Annotated in this window: 17 protein-coding genes and 1 tRNA gene; 12 read left to right on the top strand and 6 right to left on the bottom strand. The window is 52.2% G+C overall.

Annotated elements, in window-relative coordinates; genetic code table 11:
- Window positions 1–179 precede the first annotated feature (179 nt).
- Window positions 180–647 (top strand): nuclear transport factor 2 family protein, encoded by a 468-nt coding sequence (locus EPIR_RS10765; protein ID WP_023655427.1) that lies wholly within the window; start codon window positions 180–182, stop codon window positions 645–647.
- Between the two features lie 116 nt (window positions 648–763).
- On the opposite strand, the gene EPIR_RS10760 is transcribed toward EPIR_RS10765, so the two are convergent.
- Window positions 764–839, bottom strand: a tRNA-Asn gene (locus EPIR_RS10760).
- A gap of 504 nt (window positions 840–1,343) precedes the next feature.
- On the opposite strand from EPIR_RS10760, the gene EPIR_RS10755 reads away from it, so the two are divergent.
- The 9 genes from EPIR_RS10755 (at window position 1,344) to EPIR_RS10715 (ending at window position 10,880) form a co-directional block, all read left to right on the top strand.
- Window positions 1,344–2,267, top strand: coding sequence for a sugar ABC transporter substrate-binding protein (locus EPIR_RS10755; RefSeq protein ID WP_023655426.1), 924 nt, complete (start codon window positions 1,344–1,346; stop codon window positions 2,265–2,267).
- Between the two features lie 33 nt (window positions 2,268–2,300).
- A complete protein-coding gene (locus EPIR_RS10750) occupies window positions 2,301–3,785 on the top strand; it encodes a sugar ABC transporter ATP-binding protein (protein WP_023655425.1) in 1,485 nt (494 codons plus the stop codon).
- A gap of 33 nt (window positions 3,786–3,818) precedes the next feature.
- Entirely contained in the window at window positions 3,819–4,832 is a 1,014-nt protein-coding gene (locus EPIR_RS10745) for an ABC transporter permease (RefSeq protein WP_420834761.1), read from the top strand.
- A gap of 335 nt (window positions 4,833–5,167) precedes the next feature.
- Window positions 5,168–6,085, top strand: a complete 918-nt coding sequence (gene nac / locus EPIR_RS10740) for a nitrogen assimilation transcriptional regulator NAC (RefSeq protein WP_048697362.1) — start codon at window positions 5,168–5,170, stop codon at window positions 6,083–6,085.
- 147 nt (window positions 6,086–6,232) lie between these two features.
- On the top strand, window positions 6,233–7,189 hold the full coding sequence (cbl, locus tag EPIR_RS10735) for an HTH-type transcriptional regulator Cbl (protein ID WP_023655422.1): 957 nt from the start codon (window positions 6,233–6,235) through the stop codon (window positions 7,187–7,189).
- A 148-nt stretch (window positions 7,190–7,337) separates the two neighbouring features.
- A complete protein-coding gene (locus tag EPIR_RS10730; protein WP_048697505.1) occupies window positions 7,338–7,940 on the top strand; it encodes a LysE family translocator in 603 nt (200 codons plus the stop codon).
- Window positions 7,941–8,116: 176 nt separating this feature from the next.
- Window positions 8,117–8,965, top strand: coding sequence for a GNAT family N-acetyltransferase (locus EPIR_RS10725; protein ID WP_023655419.1), 849 nt, complete (start codon window positions 8,117–8,119; stop codon window positions 8,963–8,965).
- Window positions 8,965–9,891 carry a 2-hydroxyacid dehydrogenase gene (locus tag EPIR_RS10720; protein WP_048697360.1) on the top strand — a complete coding sequence of 309 codons (927 nt, stop codon included), beginning with the start codon at window positions 8,965–8,967 and terminating at the stop codon, window positions 9,889–9,891. The genes EPIR_RS10725 and EPIR_RS10720 overlap by 1 nt, the downstream gene beginning before the upstream one ends.
- Before the next feature lie 530 nt (window positions 9,892–10,421).
- On the top strand, window positions 10,422–10,880 hold the full coding sequence (locus tag EPIR_RS10715) for a hypothetical protein (protein WP_048697357.1): 459 nt from the start codon (window positions 10,422–10,424) through the stop codon (window positions 10,878–10,880).
- 59 nt (window positions 10,881–10,939) lie between these two features.
- Here EPIR_RS10715 and EPIR_RS10710 read toward each other — a convergent pair whose 3' ends face one another.
- The 5 genes from EPIR_RS10710 to EPIR_RS10690 form a co-directional block, all read right to left on the bottom strand.
- A complete protein-coding gene (locus EPIR_RS10710; RefSeq protein WP_048697503.1) occupies window positions 10,940–12,133 on the bottom strand; it encodes a glycoside hydrolase family 28 protein in 1,194 nt (397 codons plus the stop codon).
- A 452-nt stretch (window positions 12,134–12,585) separates the two neighbouring features.
- Window positions 12,586–13,422, bottom strand: coding sequence for a glycosyltransferase family 8 protein (locus tag EPIR_RS10705; protein WP_023655415.1), 837 nt, complete (start codon window positions 13,420–13,422; stop codon window positions 12,586–12,588).
- Window positions 13,422–14,816, bottom strand: a complete 1,395-nt coding sequence (locus EPIR_RS10700; protein ID WP_023655414.1) for a D-arabinono-1,4-lactone oxidase — start codon at window positions 14,814–14,816, stop codon at window positions 13,422–13,424. Before EPIR_RS10700 ends, EPIR_RS10705 begins: the two co-directional genes overlap by 1 nt.
- A gap of 145 nt (window positions 14,817–14,961) precedes the next feature.
- Window positions 14,962–15,597: a TetR/AcrR family transcriptional regulator gene (locus EPIR_RS10695; RefSeq protein ID WP_023655413.1), complete on the bottom strand. Its 636-nt coding sequence runs from the start codon at window positions 15,595–15,597 to the stop codon at window positions 14,962–14,964.
- 80 nt (window positions 15,598–15,677) lie between these two features.
- A complete protein-coding gene (locus tag EPIR_RS10690; protein ID WP_023655412.1) occupies window positions 15,678–16,442 on the bottom strand; it encodes a hypothetical protein in 765 nt (254 codons plus the stop codon).
- Between the two features lie 275 nt (window positions 16,443–16,717).
- On the opposite strand from EPIR_RS10690, the gene EPIR_RS10685 reads away from it, so the two are divergent.
- Both EPIR_RS10685 and EPIR_RS10680 read left to right on the top strand, forming a co-directional pair.
- Window positions 16,718–18,241, top strand: a complete 1,524-nt coding sequence (locus EPIR_RS10685; protein ID WP_048697500.1) for an ABC transporter substrate-binding protein — start codon at window positions 16,718–16,720, stop codon at window positions 18,239–18,241.
- A complete protein-coding gene (locus EPIR_RS10680) occupies window positions 18,238–19,173 on the top strand; it encodes an ABC transporter permease (protein ID WP_023655410.1) in 936 nt (311 codons plus the stop codon). The genes EPIR_RS10685 and EPIR_RS10680 overlap by 4 nt, the downstream gene beginning before the upstream one ends.
- Window positions 19,174–19,175: the final 2 nt, after the last annotated feature.

Genomic DNA, 19,175 nt, shown 5'->3' with positions numbered 1-19,175 from the left:
CATGAATATAGTAAATTATTTCCGTGCGTCAAGTCATTTTGCCTGTCAGAAGTGGCCGGGGTAACATGGTTTGAACGCCACTCTGCGGTTGACAGAGATCGTCGATTGGGTTGTCAGTTTGCATGCTCTACTATGGGTAAACAAACCTGTCTACTTGATATCATCATGAGGTCGCCCGAATGAATATACGCCCCCCTTTACCGCCTTTCACCCGTGAAAGTGCCATTGAGAAAGTCAGATTGGCTGAAGATGGCTGGAATAGCCGTAATCCTGCTAAAGTCGCGCTAGCCTATTCAGCGGATACTCAATGGCGAAACCGAACAGAATTCGCGACTAACCGAGATGAAGCTCAGGCATTTCTGGAACGAAAATGGAAGAAAGAACAGGATTATCGCCTGATTAAAGAGCTTTGGGCATTTACAGAAAATCGAATTTCCGTGCGTTACGCGTATGAATGGCATGATGACAGCGGAAACTGGTATCGATCTTACGGCAATGAAAATTGGGAATTCGGTGAGGACGGACTGATGAATCGCCGTTTCGCCTGTTTAAATGATATGCCTATCGATGAATCTGAGCGGTTGTTCCACTGGCCGCTGGGAAGACGTCCTGACGATCATCCGACTCTTAGCGATCTTGGACTTTAGGATTTAACAGTGTCTTCGAGTGTTTTTTAACAGACGTGAGTAGATAAGTGGGAAGGGATAACCCATTGATAAAAAGCAAAAAACCAGATACCCAAAAGCATCTGGTTTCTTAAATTTGGCTCCTCTGACTGGACTCGAACCAGTGACATACGGATTAACAGTCCGCCGTTCTACCGACTGAACTACAGAGGAATCGTGTGAACGGGGCGCATATTAACGGCGCAGCGTATAAATGTCAAAGTACTATTCCTTCCACCAAATGCGTTTGCTGATAAAAACAGCACGCTGGCATGGCGATGTGAAAAACTCCCTTCTTCCCCTGCGTCAGATCCCACTTCGTCACGTTTTCACCACCGATGTTAGATGTGCGTCAAATTTTAGTGATCTGCCTGTTTCAAAATAATCGTTTCAATGATTTTATGTTAATAGTTTCACTTGATTAAATAATGAAATAAACGTATCAATCATTTTTGAGGCCTGTATTTTTCATCGGTTTTTTATGGATTGTTTTTGTGCAAAATTCTGTTTTATAAGTAATTTATACACTATTAGCGAATGTGCTTATCGCCAGTAAAAATCACACTTCTCTTCCATAAACGTTTGTGTTTCCGCAGGTGGTGTTCAGTGAAAATAAAAGAAATTTTTCATTCGCTGTTTCACACACTTTGCGTACACCTGAATAAAAAGGGCATTGCTATGAAGATAAGAAAAACCATTTTAGCGTCGCTGTTAGTCTGTATGTTGCCTGCTACCAGCTTGGCCAAGGATTTACAGTTTGGTGTCTCAATGGCGCTGTTTGATGACAACTTTCTGACTATTGTGCGTAACGCTATCTCACAGGAGATGAAAACAGAGCAGATAAAAGGGCAGATTGAAGATGCCAAAGGTGATGTTGCGCAACAGTTGCAGCAGGTACAGAACTTTATCGGTCAGGATGTTGACGCCATTATTATTAACCCGGTGGACACTAACGCGGTGAAACCCATCGTTGACCTTGCGGCCAAAGCCGGCATCCCTCTGGTATTTGTCAACCGTAAGCCCGCCAGCCAACTGGTTGGAAAAACGGCCTTTGTCGGGTCTGACTCCGAACAGGCCGGGCGTCTTCAGATGGAGGCGTTAGCTAAGCGTATGGATTTCAAAGGCAATGTGGCGATTTTACTGGGCGATCTGGCCAATGAATCAACGCGCGAGCGCACCAAAGGCGTGAAAGCGGTAGTGGCGAAATATCCCGGCCTGAAGGTGGTGCAAGAGCAGACGGCGAAATTCACCCGTAATGATGCGGTCGACGTGGTGAGTAACTGGATGACGGCGGGGGATGATATTCAGGCTATCGCCTCAAACAACGACGAAATGGCTATCGGTGCTTTGCAGGCGCTGGGTAAAAACGCCGATCGTATCCTGGTTGCCGGGGTTGACGGCACGCCCGATGCGTTGCAGATGATTAAAAACGGCAAGATGGTGGTCAGCGTCTTCCAGGATGCTAAAGGCCAGGGTGTGGGTGCCGTACAGACAGCGGTTAAGCTAGTGAAGGATGAACCGGTACAGCAAGTTGTCGATATCCCGTTCAAGCTGATCACTGCGGATAATTACACGACGTTCACCAGCCAGAATCTGAAATGACTATTCCCGCACTCGGGCTAAGGGGATGTTGCGATGATCACATATGCGCTTGAGGCAGAGGGTATCAGCAAATTTTTTCCGGGCGTTAAGGCATTGAGCAACGTTTCCCTACATATCAAACCGGGAACGGTACATGCCCTGATGGGAGAAAATGGTGCGGGTAAATCAACGTTGATGAAGTGTCTGATCGGAATTTACCGCCCGGATGAGGGGCAAATCCGTATTAAGGGACAACCAGTACAGTTTGCCGATACGCTGGACGCGTTGCGTTCAGGGATCTCCATGATCCATCAGGAGCTTAATCTGGTTCCGCATATGACGGTGGCGGAAAATATCTGGCTGGGTCGGGAGCCGATGAAATTTGGTTTCGTCGATCGCAAAAGCCTCAACCGTTTAACTCAACAGCTGCTGGTGAAACTGAATATTGCTCTGCGTGCGGATCAAATGGTTGGCTCACTCAGTATTGCCGCGCAACAGATGGTGGAGATAGCTAAAGCGGTATCATGGAACGCGGATATCGTCATCATGGATGAACCGACCTCGGCGTTAACCGAAACCGAAGTGGCGCATCTGTTCACCATTATTCGCAACCTGCGTGAGCAGGGCAAAGCCATCATCTATATCAGTCACAAGATGGATGAAATTTTTGCCATTACCGATGAAGTCAGCGTATTTCGTGACGGTCGTTGGGTGGGCAGCGACGCCACGGCAAACTACACGCGTCAGTCGCTGATTACGCAAATGGTGGGGCGCGAACTGACACAGCTGTTTCCCAAAGTGCACAGCACGATCGGCGAAGACGTTCTGACGGTGCGCAATCTGACGCGAAGCGGGGTTTTCCACGATATCAGTTTCAGCGTGCGCCGTGGAGAGATCCTCGGGGTCGCGGGGCTGGTGGGAGCAGGGCGCAGCGAAGTGATGGAAAGCCTGTTTGGTATGACGACGACAGACAGCGGGCAGATACTCATCGACGGGGTGCCGACGACCATTGATTCACCGGCTAGCGCCATTGATAAGGGGCTGGCGTTCCTGACCGAAGATCGTAAAAAGTCGGGCCTGTTCCTGGTGCTGTCGGTGATGGAAAACATGAGCATCGTTAAGATGTCCCACTACAGTGCAAAAGGAGGCTTCGTCAACCATAGCGATATGGCGAACGATTGTCTGGAGCAGATAAAGCGGCTAAATATTAAGACCCCAACGATGGACCAGATCATTAATAACCTGAGCGGCGGTAATCAGCAGAAGGTATTGATCGCCCGCTGGCTGTTGGCACAACCCAAAATTCTTATTCTTGACGAACCCACCCGGGGTATCGATGTCGGGGCGAAAGCGGAGATCTACCGTCTGATCGGCGAACTGGCAAGCCGTGGTGTCGCTATCATTATGGTCTCACCCGAGTTGCCGGAAATTATTGGTATGAGCGACCGCGTGATGGTGATGCACGGCGGGCGCATTACCGGCATCCTCAATAAAGAGGACGCTGACCAGGAAACTATTTTGTCATTAGCGTCCGAATAGGCCGCTGAGGGAAAAAATATGAGTGATGTGAAAATGAGCGGGCAATACTCTGATGAGGTTTCATGGTTCGGCATGCTGAAAAGTAAGTTGCCGAAAGATACCGGTATCTTTCTGGTCATGGTGGGAATTGCGCTGGTTTTTGAAGCCTTCGGCTGGTATGTGCGCGATCAGTCATTTCTGATGAATCCAAACCGTCTGGTACTGATTGTGCTCCAGGTCGCCATCATCGGGATTATTGCGGTGGGGGTGACTCAGGTGATTATTACCACCGGAATTGACCTCTCTTCCGGTTCAGTAATTGCCTTAGCGGCAGTGGTCGCAGCCAGCCTGGCCCAAACATCCGAGAGTCTTTCACCCATGTTTCCTTCGCTGGTCAACATGCCTGCCGCGCTACCGATTGGTGCCGGTATTGGGGTTGGGCTGATATGCGGCATTGTTAACGGTGTGCTGATCACCAAAACGGGAATTCCCCCCTTTATTGCCACGCTGGGCATGATGGTCTCTGCCCGTGGGCTGGCGCAGTATTACACCCAGGGCAACCCCATCAGCTTCCTTTCCGACGGTTTTACCGCCGTTGGCCAAGGTGCGATGCCGGTGATTATCTTTCTGGTGGTAGCCGTTATCTTCCATATTGCTCTGAAGCACACCCGCTACGGTAAATATGTTTATGCCATCGGCGGCAATATGGTGTCGGCGAAGGTCTCGGGGATCAACGTCAGTAAATATCTGGTGATTGTCTATACCGTGGCAGGGGGATTATCTGGCCTGGCAGGGGTGGTGCTGGCGGCACGCGTCAGCAGCGGTCAGTCAAGCATGGGGCTGGCCTACGAGCTGGATGCGATCGCCGCAGCGGTGATCGGCGGCAGCAGTTTGATGGGCGGCGTGGGGCGCATTACCGGTACTCTGATCGGTGCGATAATACTCGGGCTGATTAAAAGTGGTTTTACCTTCGTCGGGGTCGATGCCTATATGCAGGATATTATCAAAGGCATGATTATCGTTGCGGCAGTGTCCATTGATATGTATCGCAACCGCAAGAAACGTTAGTCCTATCGGCTGCTGGTCCCCGGCGCACCGTATCGGGTGCCGTTGGGGATTGGCGAATGATCATGGCGCACCCCCCGCGCCAGCCTGCACAGTAGGATCGCATTACTGCACCATCAATGAGCAAGGTTTTCAATACCCTCTCGCAGCGGTGAAACAACGCCCGGCCGCAGTTCATTAGATTCGTTTATTTCTCCGTCTGTTAGTAGGAATATTTTAATGTTCCTATGCATTAGTTATCTTTTGGCATGTTCCTTGCTCATACCTGTGAGTCAGAATGAAAACTTATTATAAATCGCCAGCACCAATGGCACCCAGGGATGTGCTACGGAGGTATAATGAATTTAAGACGACTGAAGTATTTCGTTATTATCGTCGATACCGGCAGCCTGACTCAGGCGGCGGAAGTCCTGCATATTGCTCAACCCGCTCTTAGCCAGCAGGTGGCTACGCTGGAAAACGAGCTGGATCAGAAGCTGCTTATCCGCACCAAGCGCGGTGTCACCCCTACCGAAGCGGGTAAAATTCTCTATTCGCACGCACGAACCATTTTGCGTCAGTGCGAACAGGCCCAGACGGCGGTGATCAATGCCGGACAGGTGATGACCGGGCAGGTATCCATTGGTTTCGCACCGGGACCGGCGGCAGCATCGCTGACCATGCCTCTGCTGCAAACCGTTCGTGAACAGTTCCCGGATGTATTGGTATATCTTCACGAGAATAGCGGCGTTTCATTAAACGAAAAAGTGATGAATGGACAGCTTGACATGGCGGTGCTGCATGAGCGCGCGCCGACGGCTGGCATTACCAGCATTCCGCTGATGAAAGAAGAACTCTGGCTTGTTGGCACCGGTCTTTGTCCGGGGCAAAGCGTTGACCTCGCTGATGCAGCCGGGATGGGTTTGTTCCTGCCGCGTGATTATAGCGCAGTGCGCAAGCGCGTCGATGAAGCCTTCGCGTTACGCCGTCTCAGCGCGCGCATTATCGGAGAAATTGAATCGATAGCCACCCTCACTGCCGCGATTTCCAGCGGAATGGGCGCATCCGTGCTGCCTGAATCTGCCGCACGTGCGCTGGTAAGTTCAACACATGCCTGGATGGCGCGTATCATTAATCCAACGCTGAATCTGCCGCTATCACTCAACTTCTCCGCCAGACAGCCGCTGTCACCTGCTGCTCAGGCGGTAAAAAGCATTCTGTTAGCGTTGCTGAACAAGCCAACGGTAGAAGACCGCCAGCTACAGCTGGCAAGTTAATCCCCCCTGATGTCGGGCGTGTGAGTGCGCGCCTTGCTTGATGCCTTATCGCTAAAAGACATATAAAACCTCTTTTTATTATTTGTTGCTATCGATTTGTCTCCTTAACATGGCATTTATCAGTAGATAACAAATTGAGGTAAATTGGTGAATTTTCAGCAACTTAAAATCATTAAAGAAGCGGCGCGCTGTGAATTTAATCTCACCGACGTGGCGAATGCGCTGTTTACCTCTCAGTCTGGCGTTAGTCGACACATTCGAGATTTGGAAGATGAGCTGGGCGTTGAGATCTTTATCCGCCGGGGCAAGCGGTTATTGGGGATGACCGAACCGGGCAAAGCGCTGTTGACCATTGCCGAGCGTATTCTTGATGAAGCGGGTAAGGTCAGACGCCTGGCGGATGTGTTTACTAATGAGTCCAGCGGCGTGCTGACCATCGCCACCACCCATACCCAGGCGCGTTACAGTTTGCCAAAGGTGATCAAGGCGTTCCGCGTGCTCTATCCCAACGTTCGTCTTGAGCTTAATCAGGGGTCGCCACAGGAGATCGTGTCCATGCTGATGACCGGCGAGGCAGATATCGGTATTGCCAGTGAGCAGGTGGTGAATAACCCGGCGCTGGCCGCGTTCCCGTGGTTCAGCTGGCATCATGCGCTGCTGGTACCGCAAGGACATGAGCTGGAACAGCAGCAGCCGGTGTCGCTGGCCGCGCTGGGTCGCTACCCGCTGATTACTTACCGTCAGGGGATCACCGGGCGTTCAAAGGTCGACCGCGCCTTCCAGGCTGCCAGTTTGCAGGCGGATATCGTGCTAAGTGCGCAGGATTCTGATGTGGTGAAAACTTACGTCGAACTGGGGTTAGGGGTTGGGATACTGGCGGATCAGGCCTGCCAGCTGGATGAACACTCTTTGCTCACCCGGCTGGATGCGCGCCACCTGTTTGAATCAAACACCGTCTGGCTGGGATTGAAGCGCGGCCAGTTGCAGCGTAATTTTGTCTGGCAGTTCCTGGAGCTGTGCAACGCTAACCTGTCGCTCGAGGAGATCAAACGTCAGGCGCTGTCGCTGGGTGAAGAAGAACCGGCGATCGATTTTCAAATCTGAGCGTGGCCGAATGATTAGCGCAAGCCTGACGGGTGGGGCTGAATAGCGGTTCCATCTCGTTGATATTGGGCGAAACCGACTCTAAGAGTTCACTGATTTCTGCTGTGGCACTGGTGAGCCTGGCGCTTATCATCTAATGTTCAGCCATATGGATCTCAATTTAGTTGGCTTTATCCCCGCACTTTTACCCGTCGCGCTCTCCCCCGGCGCGAGTTTCACGTTGGTAATGAATAGCGCCTTAGCGGGTGGGTTGAGAGGGCTTCTCACCACGCTGGCCGGAACCGCCCTCGGCATCTATACCCATGCTCTGCTTATCAGCTTCGGTATCAGCGCCTTAGTGATCGCCTCTCCAGTCGTTTTTGGCCTGCTGAAACTGGCCGGAACGGCTTATCTTCTGTGGCTGGGAATTCAGCTGATCCGCAGTGGTTGTCAACCCCAGGGCAGCTCGCTCGGCTGCACGGCTGCGGTCGTGACGCTCAAAGGCGCATGGCTGGCTAACGTGATAAATCCGAAAGCCATTATGTTTTATCTGACCGTGGTCAGTCAGTTTGCTGGCAGTCACGGGGAAATCAGTGCTTATCTGCTGCTGGCCTCGCTACATATCATCGTTATGAGCATCTGGCTTATCGCCGTGAGCAACACGCTGGTGTTCTCGGCCAGAAAGGTAGATCCACGCATGCTGGAAAAATACGTCAATATAGGCGGCGGAATAATGCTGATTATTTTCTCTTTCCGCAGCCTGTTTCACTAAAAATTTTTATCCTCGTCTGACGGGCAAAACCTTTATATCCTCCCTCCGCTCGATACGTCATGAGATTATCGTGGTGAAAAATGGCTGCATGGTGACCCGGATTGTAGGCGATAACTTTCATTAGCCGTCAAGCTGCCTGTACTATGGGTGTTTGAAACGGGCGGCAAGGAGCAGAGATGACAATTGAATTGGCTACCATGAATGAAAGCCATCTGGATGCGGCGTTTGCCCTGACGCAACGGCTACAGTGGCCACACCGCCGGGTCGACTGGCAGCAAATGCTGCTGCTGGGAGAGGGGCTGGTCGCGTTGGAAAACGGCACGCCGGTTGGTACTACGCTGTGCTGGCGCTGGGGGCGCGACTACGCCACTCTCGGCCTGGTGATTGTCGATGCGGGCTACCGGGGGCGCGGTATCGGCAAGCTGTTGTTGCAGGCCACGCTGGAACCGCTGGGCGACCGTCGCGTGCGTCTGCACGCTACCCCGGAGGGGCAGCCGCTGTATGAAAAGCTGGGTTTTGTTGCCAGCGGCCAGGTGTTGCAACATGAAAGCTGTGCTTTGGCAGCGGTGCCCCCCATCTCCTGTTCAGCGCGGCAGCGGCTGCGCCATGCCACGCCGGAGGATGCGGCATTACTGATTGCTCTCGATCGTCAGGCGCTGGGACAGGATCGCTCGCCGCTGATAGGCCAGCTGCTTGCCAGCGCGCAGCGCGTGCTGATACTGGAGGAAGACGACATGGCGGCCGGGTTTGCCGGTTTGCGCCGGTTTGGTCACGGTTATGCCATCGGCCCAGTGGTTGCCGCTCATTTGATGCAGGCCCAGCTGCTGATCGGCCAGCTGTTGCGTGGTCTTGAAGGGCAGTTTGTACGTATTGATAGCGGGGGGACGGCAGGGCTGGCCCTGTGGCTGAATGAGTTGGGGATGGTGCAGGTCGATGCCCCAACCACCATGTATAAAGGCAAGCCATGGCAGCCGGAAGCGGGCGGTATGCACACCTTCGGGCTGATGAGCCAGGCGATGGCCTGATGAATATTGTCTATAAATCAGACCCTCAACGTGGCCAACAGTGGGCTGCGCTGTTGGCCGAACTCGCGCCTGCCGCCCGCTTTCACCAGTGGCCAGACGTCGGCGACCCGCGTGAAGTGGAGTACCTGGTGGCCTGGCAACCGCCGGACAATATCATGCAGCAGTTCCCCAACCTGAAAGTGCTTTTCTCCGTAGGGGCTGGAGCCGACCAGTTTGATTACGCTAGCCTGCCGCCACACCTGCCGGTGGTGCGAATGGTCGAACCGGGCTTGATTGCAGGGATGGTTGAGTATGTGACCTTTGCCGTGCTCGCCCTGCATCGTGATATGCCGCGCTACCTGCAACAGCAGCGCATAGGCATCTGGCAGGCGCACTCAGCTCCAACAAGTACAAAACGGCGGGTTGGGGTGATGGGGCTGGGTAGCTTGGGTGAAGCGGTACTGCAACCCTTGGTGGCACTGGGTTTTGACTGCGGCGGCTGGAGTCGCACCCCACGCATTCTACCCGGCGTGCGCTGCTGGTCGGGCGATGGGCAACGTAACGCATTCCTCGCACGTAGCGATATCCTGATCTGTCTGCTGCCCCTTACCGCCAGCACCTGCGGGATGCTGAATGCTGAACTTTTCCAACAGCTACCGCTGGGGGCGGCGCTGGTACAGGTGGGACGGGGCGCACAGCTTAACCATCAGGACTTGATCGACGCGCTGGATAACGGGCAGCTGAGCGCGGCGGTGCTGGACGTAACCGCACCGGAGCCGCTGCCCGACGGGCATCCTTTCTGGCAGCGGCCGGATATCTGGTTGACGCCACATATCGCCAGTCAGACCCAGCCCGAAAGCGCGGTTAACGCGTTGCTGGAGAATATTCGCCGCTTTGAAGCAGGAGAAAACATGGTCGGCGTAGTTAACCGGGAACAGGGGTACTAATATAGATATTAATAAATGAGTGGGACTGCGGCGTGATATTCACCCATATCCAGATGGCTGATATTTTCCAGTCTGTTTTTACGAACCGACCATTATTTTCACAGAACCTGGAGATTTTTCCCGATGGCAGGCTTAACGGGAAACTTCTCAAGTTTTTATATTCTATAGCTGAACATTAAAATTCTTTGATTAAAAAATCAGTGATGCCACCGAGTACAGGCTCAGTACTGGATTAATGCTCTGTAAATCCTGCTTGTTTTGGCTTGGAATACAAATTGTGATGATAAAAATAAGAGAACAGAAATTCATACTTTGAATAAATAAATTGATTCCTTTTTTTTTGAAAAAAATAAAATTGCGGTTATGGTTTTTGTGGTCAACAGGATTGGCTATTTTTTATAAACTCATCCTGTTTAAGTGGCTGAAATCGATAATTCAATATGCTTCTATCCTGACATCATTGGTTCAAATAAATCTCATGTTTGGCATGGGGTAAATAAATGACTATCACTTAAAAAGGAATAATTAAAATGGAAAAAAATTTAGCTAGCCCTGATTTTCGGGTAAAAATCACCCCCGAAGATGTACAAAGAATGACCGACCATGCCGGCACATATTATGTGCATAACAAAATCGAGGGTTTCTCTAATGAGATTATCGCCCTTACCGTTGTTCATAGCACAAGCCGATTTGGCAGGCAGTCTACGAACTTTAGCCATATACCAACGGGAGGCCGGACTGCTGGTACGAAATTTAAATATACGACCGGTGCATTTTCACCTTTTGATTACTGGTATGTGGAAGGACATGTCGATTTCGGTCCGGGAATGGCGACATTCAGAACGAAAGATAACTTTTACTGTAGTGTGGCTGCCAGTGATGATGGCAATGTCGATCTCATTCTAACCAGTTACAGACTGGACGGTTCTCCACGCTCTTTACAGGTTGAATTTAGTGATTCATCCGGTTGCGAGACCATGTTTGTCTAATTTGAGAATGCCGGATTGAAATCCTGCACCCGGACAGGGTGCAGGATATAACAGGCTATTTATTTAACGATTTCAGCATTGTTGAGGGTATATTTTGTTGCCGGATCGAGCTTAACGTTGGTCATTTTGACAACGATTTTCTGTTTGGCATTCTGTCCATTCAGGTTAACCACACCGGCTCCTGTCGAGGTAATATCCTGGTAGCTGATGTTTTTCCAGTCTGCTTTTTGCGAACCGGTTTTATTTTCATAGACGGTATCAATGACGATCGGTCTTTTAACGTTGGTCATGGTGACGTTTTTATAGGTCACGCCATCCACCTCACCGGCATTTGATTTATCGCTCTTAATACGTAGGCCATTATCAGTGCCGCTTAACGTTAAATCGTCAACCAGCACATCATAGATGCCATTTGTTTCGCTGCCAATCGACATGCCGTGCCCGAAGCCAAAGGTATTATGAATAACGGATATATTTTGCGAGTTGCCTTTATGGGTATAAGCCTTGATAGCGACATTATCATCGCCCGTAGAGATATTGCTGTGGGCGATAGTCACATTCTTAGATGAAATGGGGTCGATGCCATCGGTATTCCTTGCATCTCGCGGCGTGTTGATGGTGGTATTCCAAACCGTCAATCCATTGCTTTGATTAAAGACAACATGGAAATTGGGGGAGTTAGTCAGGGTAATATCATATAAGGTAAAATCAGTACTGTTATCGATCTGAATCAGACGCGGGGCATTTTGTTTCATCGATTTTACTTTTGCCTGTGCGGCAAGCTGCCACCAGGCAATCTTTTTATCCTGTAAGGTCACGCCGCCTTGACCGTCAATTGTCCCTTTGCCGTAAATGCCGCTGTTTTTGGCATCTGAAACGGTGATAAAGGCCTTACAGCCTTTGCCGCTGTTATTCAGCACCCCGCAAGAGTTTTTGCCATTGTCATAGGCCGCAGCATTGTTAACCGCCTTTAATGTCACACCGGCGTCCACCCAGAGATTTCTGCCCGACGGCAGGCTTAACGGCCCGCTGGTAATTACCGCGCTGCTGGCTGATTTTTGCAGTTTCACCGCCTGACCTTGCGGGCAGGCATTAAGCGCTTTTTGTATTGCATCGGTGCTTATTGCCTGACCCGCCTGCAGAACGCTACAGACTGCGGGGTATTGCGGCTCAGATACTTTTCTGAGATCTTTTGCTTCACTCATTCCGGTAGAAAGGATGAGTAAAAAAGAGATCTTTGTCAGGTTGTTCATCATAATATTAATCCTTAATATAACTAAGGTAAATTATGCCAGCCGTTTTTTTATTTTAAATTAGAAACTTCCTAAACTTGTCTTGCTGCACATTGATGAAAATCAGCAATAGGATTATTTGCTGGGCAGTGATGCTATTGGGTATGACTGTCCAGAGCTCTGATGTTAACGTCCAGGGTGATTTAATATATTCTGATTAACTGTCGATAATAAAAATAATCAGTTATCGAATAAAATGCATAGTGCAATAACTTTGCAAAAATGGAAAAAATGTATTTATCGTTGATGATATTTGGTTGGACGCTTCTTACCTGTTGACCCCGGTGATACTCAAGGTATCGGTCACCGTTTTTCTGGCACATAGCCGGGAGAGGATAAGAGTGACCGGCAGTATTACCGATGCCGGAGAGACGGATAGAATACGTCAGGCCACTCCCTATTTTAGCTAACCCTCAATCAGCTACCGGCAGTGGCTGCGCAATCTCTCGCCACAGCTGGTCTAGCGCATCGTAGGGATCGTTCTTATCCGGCGACTTCTGCCAGGGCTTATCAAGGATATAATGGATATTTTTTACCCGTGACAGATCCCAGACGGCAGGGTGCTGATGCGGCAACGTTTTAAGCGCGTTGTAGATCCACGGCAGCGGCTGCCAGCGTCCGTGATAGAACTGATTTAAGAAGTCCTGTTCGGCAAACAGATAACCTGACAGGTCGTCCAGTGCGGAGAGCTGCGCCAGCATCTCTGCAAAAACCGCCTTATCCGGTGTAAGCAACAGAAAACCGCCGTTCAGGTAGTTATCCACTTTATCCAACTGCTGGACGTGATCCACTCCCGTGCACCAGCTGTAGAAGCAGTTCTCCGGTACCCAGTCTGCCGGGTAGCTGGCAATCTTATTGGGATTACAGCGGCAGGCGTGGCAGGCGGCAAGAGTTCCTGTCGGTAACGAAAGGCTGAACAACTCATCCATATTTTGCGTGACCAGCATATCGGCATCAAGAAAGGCAACGCGCTCGAATTCGGTTAACGTCCATACTGCCAGCTTGGTCCAGACTTCGGAAAAGCGCGCATTGGCGTAACTGTGGGTTAACTTCGGGTCGGGATGGAGTGGGTCAACAGCACGCAGCAGGCAACCTTCCTGCTCCAGCTGCTGACGCTGCGCGTTACCGATATTCCCGGTGACCATGACAACCAGCGGGTAGCGGCTGTGACAAGCCCGCAGCGAGGCGTGCAGGGCGCGTACCCCCACCATGTAATCCGGCTGCGTCAGTAAAGTTACCCATGCTTTCATCACTCTGCTCCTCCATTCAGCAGTCGTTCGCTGAATGCATTGCTAAATTTATGCTGCGGATCCATGGCTTCGCGCACGGCACAAAACGCCTGCCACTGAGGGTAGATGTCCTGCCACTGATAAAGCGAGGCGTCGAAGTATTTCCCCCAGTGCGGGCGGCCCCCTTCTTCGGCCAACAGTTTTTCTATTTGCTGCAAGAAATCCACCCCCTCGGATGAGAGCGAACCATCTTCGGCGTAGTAGACCACAAATCCAAAGAAGCAACTCTCCTGCTGCCAGGAAGGGCTGAGCCAGCTTTCAGAGGCCCCGGTACAACGCAGGATCACTGGATAGTGCATATGAGGCTGGGTTTGCTGATGCCAACGTTTAATGCGTTCGATGACCGCGCCAACACGCGCCACAGGGATGGCGATCTCTACGTTAATTTGGGGTGTGGCAATACCGCGACAGAAAACCTGATAAATGTTACCCGTCACGTCGGAGAAATCTTTAAAACGAGTAACGGTTCTGAACGGTTTACCGTTTTCGTCTGTGATTTGTGTATCGCTACGCATCTCTTTCAGCGTCTGGTCAATCGTCTGGTTCATGGTATTGCTTGTCTGCTCTTGCACCACCAGTTCCTGCTGATTGGCCTGATACTGTGCCCGTTCAGCATTATTTGCTACGCGTGCCGCCCAGAGATGTACCTGATTCTCACCGGGGAACCACCAGGCTTTGCTTAACGCATAATCACGGTTCCATGTCAGCAAATCGCTTTCTAACGTGTCGGCGCTGACGGCATACTTAAAGCAGGTATATACCTCTGCTGGCCGGGTACGCAGCGTCACTGCGGTCACCACTCCGAGGCAACCAAGACCAACCTGTACCGCATGGAACCACGGATGCTGGCGGTCGAACGTCTGGACGCTGCCATTTGCCAGTACCATGCGGAAACTTAGCGCCTCATCGCCGATAGAGCTTTGACCAAGCCCCTGGCCGTGCGTGCCGGTTGCCAGCGCACCGCCCAGGGTTTGTACATCGATGACGCCGGGCGAAGCCGGGAGGATGCGGCCCATATCATTGAGCACCTGATAAACTTCGTGCAGAGGAGTACCGGCGGCGAAAGTCGCGCTACGATCGTCGCTGCTGATAAGACCACGCAGCGCAGAAATATCAATCAGCAGATCGTCTTGTCCGGCAATTGACAACATCCGTCCGGGGGACATTTTGCTCCCCGTCAGTCGCACCCGACCCCGGCAGTTTTTTAACAGGGTTTGCAACTCTTTTTCGCTGATGGGGCGCACCTGCTGGTTTTTTTCAGCCAGCGTCGCATTCTGTGCCCAGTTCCATAAGCGGGTTTCCTGTGGCGAGAGTTGCGGCTGGCGGCGTGGATAGCCGGACGTTTCAGTTGTCATCGACAGCTCCTGTGCAGGACGATATAAAGCAGATAAACGTTGAGACATAACGCTTAGAGAAAGCGTTAAGCGTAGACGAGAAACCCGATTAATGCCCTGTTGCAGGATGATAAAACTGTACAGTATTTATTTTTATGTACAATTTTTAGGTGAGGCGCACGTACCCCAGGGTGGCATCGACCACCAGCCGCCGGTTGCGCGCAATCGTCTGCTGTTCGCTTTCATCCGCGCCAAACAGAGTATGGAAGGTATAACGATTCGCCACGTTGTGAGTACAGATACTGCTGATCAGCCGGTGTACGTCAACGGCCTCCAGCGACGGGTTAAATTCACCGCTATGCTTGCCGCGATCCAGCACGGTATTCAGCACTTCCAGCGCACTGTGGTTAAGGGCTTTTATCGTCTCTGACTGGCTGATATATCGGCCACCCATCAGATTTTCACAACAGACCAGTCGTATAAAATCAGGGTGGTTGATGTGATAGTCAAAACTGGCTTCCGCCAGGCGGGCAATAGCCCGCGAAGGCGTCAGCGTCGCCAGATTCAGCCCGGTCTCATGTTGGCGCATTTCCTGATAAACCCGATGCAGTACCGCCACATAAAGCTGTTCTTTATTGGTGAAGTGATAGACCACCATGCGTTTAGTGGTTTGCGCGTTTGTCGCTATTTGCTCCATTCTGGCACCCGTCAGGCCGAACTCGGCAAAGAGGGGCAGCGCACTGGCAAGAATACGTTTTTTTAGCCCTTCAGGATCGTTTTTACGTTTGGCAGAAGTTGACATAGCCGATCTATATCCATTGTCTTGCTGAAATATCGCAGCCAGAGTAGCGCCAGAGGCAACGGTTTACAAATAGGCCTTTTTTACAGAGTGTTAAACCACGGATGGGTGCGTTCAACAACGCTGATATGATGTTGTTTAATCCTTTTCGCCAACTGTGTGGCGGTGGGCAGTGGATGGTCTCGCAACAGCGCTTCAGCAGTCGCCGCGAAAGCAATAATTCCACGTGCGGCAAGATCTGCCGCTGCGATATAGCTTGCCAGCAGGGATTGATTTTCGTGGCTTTCTTCCTGTTTCTGGCGGCAGCTTACCAGTAGCTCGGCCAATAGCTGGTAAAGCTGATGGGCATCACCCAATAAGGCGACCCGGCAACTGGATTTTTGTAGCACTTTTTGAATCTGGGTAAATACCCGTTGATTATCGTCCGTGCTGTGTAGCGCGGCTAACGTTTTGTGCCAACGCAGGTAGGTGCGGAGAAAGAACTTATACTGCACCAGTGCCACGTTGGCCTCTCGCCAGGGAAAATGTTGAACGCATGTCGCTATCTTGTGCTGCAAGCGGGTGAATTGAGTAAAATCATCCGGTTCTTCTGCCAGCAAAGGCTTCAACTGGTGAATAAACCTTGAAATTTCTTCCTCAGCTTCAGGCGTTAGCAACGGCAGCGTTTTACGCTGTTGCAGAAGTTTCAATAACGTCAGGTCGTAAAATGCGGCGCTAACCCTCTCTCCGGCTAACAGTGCCCGGTTAACCTGTTGAATAACTTCGGCTGACTGTACCGTCGATCGCTGTTGCAGCAGGGTATCATGTCGCTGGAAATAGGCCGGAGATGGGCTGAGTTCAGTGTTCATCGTTAGCCTCGCTGTGGAAGAATTTTCCAGCCGCTGGCTGGAGAGCTGACACAAAGTATGGCAGATAATACGCTGCGCTAAAGATTAAAGGGATTTTCGGTATTAATCCAGGTGCCCGCAAGACGACACGCGTTTGCCGAGTCGTTTCAGGTCGCTGTCGTGAAGGAATGTAAGCGAAGATTACCAATTGTAATGTTATAAAGTAACGGTTATCATCCGCCGCGTGGGCCTGACCTGCATGGTTCCATTTTTCTGGAGAAAGGATGAATAATCTGATGCACAAATTTGCACTTTTGCCGCTGCTGCTTTTGTTACTCGCAGCCGTTAATGGCCCGGTCAGCGCAGCCCCGGAGCGGGTTGCCACGCTGGTTGCCCCGTTTGAAATTAAAGGCAGCGATCCCACCCTGTCAGGGGATATTTTCCTGAAAATGTCCATCGTCGAAACACTGGTTAATGCTGACAGCACGGGGCAACCTCTGCCGGGTTTGGCCACTGGCTGGCGGGTATCCGAGAATGGTCTGTTGTGGCGCTTCAATCTGCGTTCTGGGGTTAAATTTCATGACGGCAGCATGCTGACGTCGGAAAGCGTGGTCAATGCGCTGAATGTGTCGCGCAGTAAGCCGGGGCTACTGGATAAAGCGCCGATAACGGCGATCCGTGCCGAAGGCCAGCAGGTCGTCATCGAACTTAAACAGCCTTTTACTCCTTTGCTCAGTATGCTGGCGGAAAACCGTGCGCAGATACTGGCTCCAGCCTCCTATGATGATGCAGATAAAGTGGTACAGGTCATTGGCACCGGGCCATACCACCTGACCTCATTCCAGCCGCCGCAAAAACTGACCGTGGCACGTTTCCATGATTACTGGGGCAGCGCTCCGTCTATTGAACAGGCCAGCTATATGGCCGTTGGGCGCGCGGAAACCCGTGCGTTACTGGCAGAGAGTGGTGATGCCGATCTGGTGCTGAATCTTGACCCGGCCAGCCGTAGTCGCTTGAAAAGAAATGCCAAAGTACAGCTGTTGGCGATCGCTATTCCGCGTACTGTGCTGTTAAAGGTGAATTCCGGTCACCCATTGCTGAACGATGTCCGCGCGCGCCAGGCGTTGAGCATGGCGTTGGATCGCGAAGGTATTGCCCACGCCATCCTTCGCTACCCGGCGGCTGCCGATCGGCTGTTTCCGCCTTCCGTTGCGCAGTGGCATAACGCCAGCCTGACACCGCTGAACCGCAATCTGCCACAGGCACAGGCGCTGCTTGCTGACCTCGGCTGGAAACCCGGCGCGGATGGTACGCTGCAACGTAACGGCCAGCCGTTTATCCTGACGCTCACCACCTACCCCGATCGCCCGGAGCTGCCGCTGATAGCGGCGGCCATTCAGCAGCAGCTGCGTGATATTGGTGTGAAGGTGGCGATCAATTCAACCAACTCTGGCGAGATTGCCGCTAAACATCACGACGGCTCGCTGGAGCTGGCGCTGGTTGCGCGCAATTTTGCACTCACGCCGGATCCACTCGGCACGCTGTTACAGGACTATGCGCCACAGGGCGGGGACTGGGGAGCGATGAACTGGTCAGATGCGACCTTCAATCAGACGTTAGCCAGTCTGGTCACAGGCAGCGAGTCGGCTGACGCTCAAAAACAGCGTGAGCAGCTGACGCGCATTCTGCAAAGCGAGCTGCCCACTATTCCTGTGGCGTGGTATCAGCAAAGTGCCGCTGTTTCTCACCGTCTGAGTGGTGCCGTACTGGATCCCTTCGAGCGCAGTTTCGGGTTGGAAAAAATGAGGTGGGCTGAATGATGCGCATGTTGGGCTACCGCCTGTTACAGGCCGGGCTGGTGGCGCTGCTGGTGGGAGGGCTGACCTTTATCATGATGCGTGCGCTGCCCGGAGACAGCGCTTATCGCATTGCCGCCGGGCGCTATGGTTATGACCACGTTGATGCGGCTGCGGCCAGCGCGGTTCAGCAGGAGCTGGGGCTGGATCGTCCGGCATGGCAGGCGCTTGCCGACTGGTTTATCGAACTGCTGCGTTTTAATCCCGGCAATTCATTAGTTTCTGGTGCGCCGGTGATGCAAGAGATCGGTCATCAGCTGGGGCAGTCCCTGCTGCTGGCGGCGGCGGCACTGCTATTGTCGCTGCTGCTTGGGCCACCGCTGGGTCTTATCGCCGGGCTGTTTCCAGGCGGAAAACTTGACCGGATGCTGCTGGCGATCTCTACCGCGATACGCGCGCTGCCACATTTTGTGCTGGGGCTGATTCTGGTGCTGGTATTTGCCCTCGGCCTCGGTTTTCTTCCTGCTGCGGGCTATGGCGATGCTGAACACCTGCTGCTACCGGCACTGACATTAGCGCTTGGGCTGGCGGCGGTTTCCTCGCGGGTGGCGCGCAATGCGATGCGTCAGGTCACCGACTCCGCCTGGTATCACTTCGGGCGCAGCAAAGGGCTCAGTGAACGGACGCTGTTCTGGCGTCACGGGCTGCGCAATGTCAGCGTGCCGCTGGTGACTTACCTGAGCGTGCAGTTTATCTATCTGATTGAAGGGGTGATTGTGGTGGAAACCCTGTTTGCCTGGCCGGGGATTGGCCATGCGCTGGTACATGCGATATTTGCACGTGATGTTCCGGTGATCCAGGGGACTGCGCTGGTCATGGGGCTGTTGTTTGTGCTGCTTAATGCGCTGAGCGATGGACTGTGCTACTGGCTCGATCCACGGAGGCACAACGCGTGATC

This window comes from Erwinia piriflorinigrans CFBP 5888, assembly GCF_001050515.1.
GTDB classification, from domain to species: Bacteria; Pseudomonadota; Gammaproteobacteria; order Enterobacterales; family Enterobacteriaceae; genus Erwinia; species Erwinia piriflorinigrans.
The sequence above is the reverse complement of the archived record's forward strand: the minus strand, read 5'-3'. Positions and strand labels throughout refer to the sequence as shown.

Excerpts from the sequence above, each read along its gene's own strand:
- EPIR_RS10765 (WP_023655427.1), top strand. The coding sequence starts at position 180 with ATGAATATACGCCCCCCTTTACCGCCTTTCACCCGTGAAAGTGCCATT.
- nac (WP_048697362.1), top strand. The coding sequence starts at position 5,168 with ATGAATTTAAGACGACTGAAGTATTTCGTTATTATCGTCGATACCGGC.
- EPIR_RS10700 (WP_023655414.1), bottom strand. The coding sequence starts at position 14,816 with ATGACAACTGAAACGTCCGGCTATCCACGCCGCCAGCCGCAACTCTCG.
- EPIR_RS10690 (WP_023655412.1), bottom strand. The coding sequence starts at position 16,442 with ATGAACACTGAACTCAGCCCATCTCCGGCCTATTTCCAGCGACATGAT.
- EPIR_RS10685 (WP_048697500.1), top strand. The coding sequence starts at position 16,718 with ATGCACAAATTTGCACTTTTGCCGCTGCTGCTTTTGTTACTCGCAGCC.
- EPIR_RS10725 (WP_023655419.1), top strand. The coding sequence starts at position 8,117 with ATGACAATTGAATTGGCTACCATGAATGAAAGCCATCTGGATGCGGCG.
- EPIR_RS10695 (WP_023655413.1), bottom strand. The coding sequence starts at position 15,597 with ATGTCAACTTCTGCCAAACGTAAAAACGATCCTGAAGGGCTAAAAAAA.
- EPIR_RS10730 (WP_048697505.1), top strand. The coding sequence starts at position 7,338 with ATGGATCTCAATTTAGTTGGCTTTATCCCCGCACTTTTACCCGTCGCG.
- EPIR_RS10745 (WP_420834761.1), top strand. The coding sequence starts at position 3,819 with ATGAGCGGGCAATACTCTGATGAGGTTTCATGGTTCGGCATGCTGAAA.
- EPIR_RS10705 (WP_023655415.1), bottom strand. The coding sequence starts at position 13,422 with ATGAAAGCATGGGTAACTTTACTGACGCAGCCGGATTACATGGTGGGG.
- EPIR_RS10750 (WP_023655425.1), top strand. The coding sequence starts at position 2,301 with ATGATCACATATGCGCTTGAGGCAGAGGGTATCAGCAAATTTTTTCCG.
- EPIR_RS10680 (WP_023655410.1), top strand. The coding sequence starts at position 18,238 with ATGATGCGCATGTTGGGCTACCGCCTGTTACAGGCCGGGCTGGTGGCG.
- EPIR_RS10755 (WP_023655426.1), top strand. The coding sequence starts at position 1,344 with ATGAAGATAAGAAAAACCATTTTAGCGTCGCTGTTAGTCTGTATGTTG.
- EPIR_RS10720 (WP_048697360.1), top strand. The coding sequence starts at position 8,965 with ATGAATATTGTCTATAAATCAGACCCTCAACGTGGCCAACAGTGGGCT.
- EPIR_RS10710 (WP_048697503.1), bottom strand. The coding sequence starts at position 12,133 with ATGAACAACCTGACAAAGATCTCTTTTTTACTCATCCTTTCTACCGGA.
- EPIR_RS10715 (WP_048697357.1), top strand. The coding sequence starts at position 10,422 with ATGGAAAAAAATTTAGCTAGCCCTGATTTTCGGGTAAAAATCACCCCC.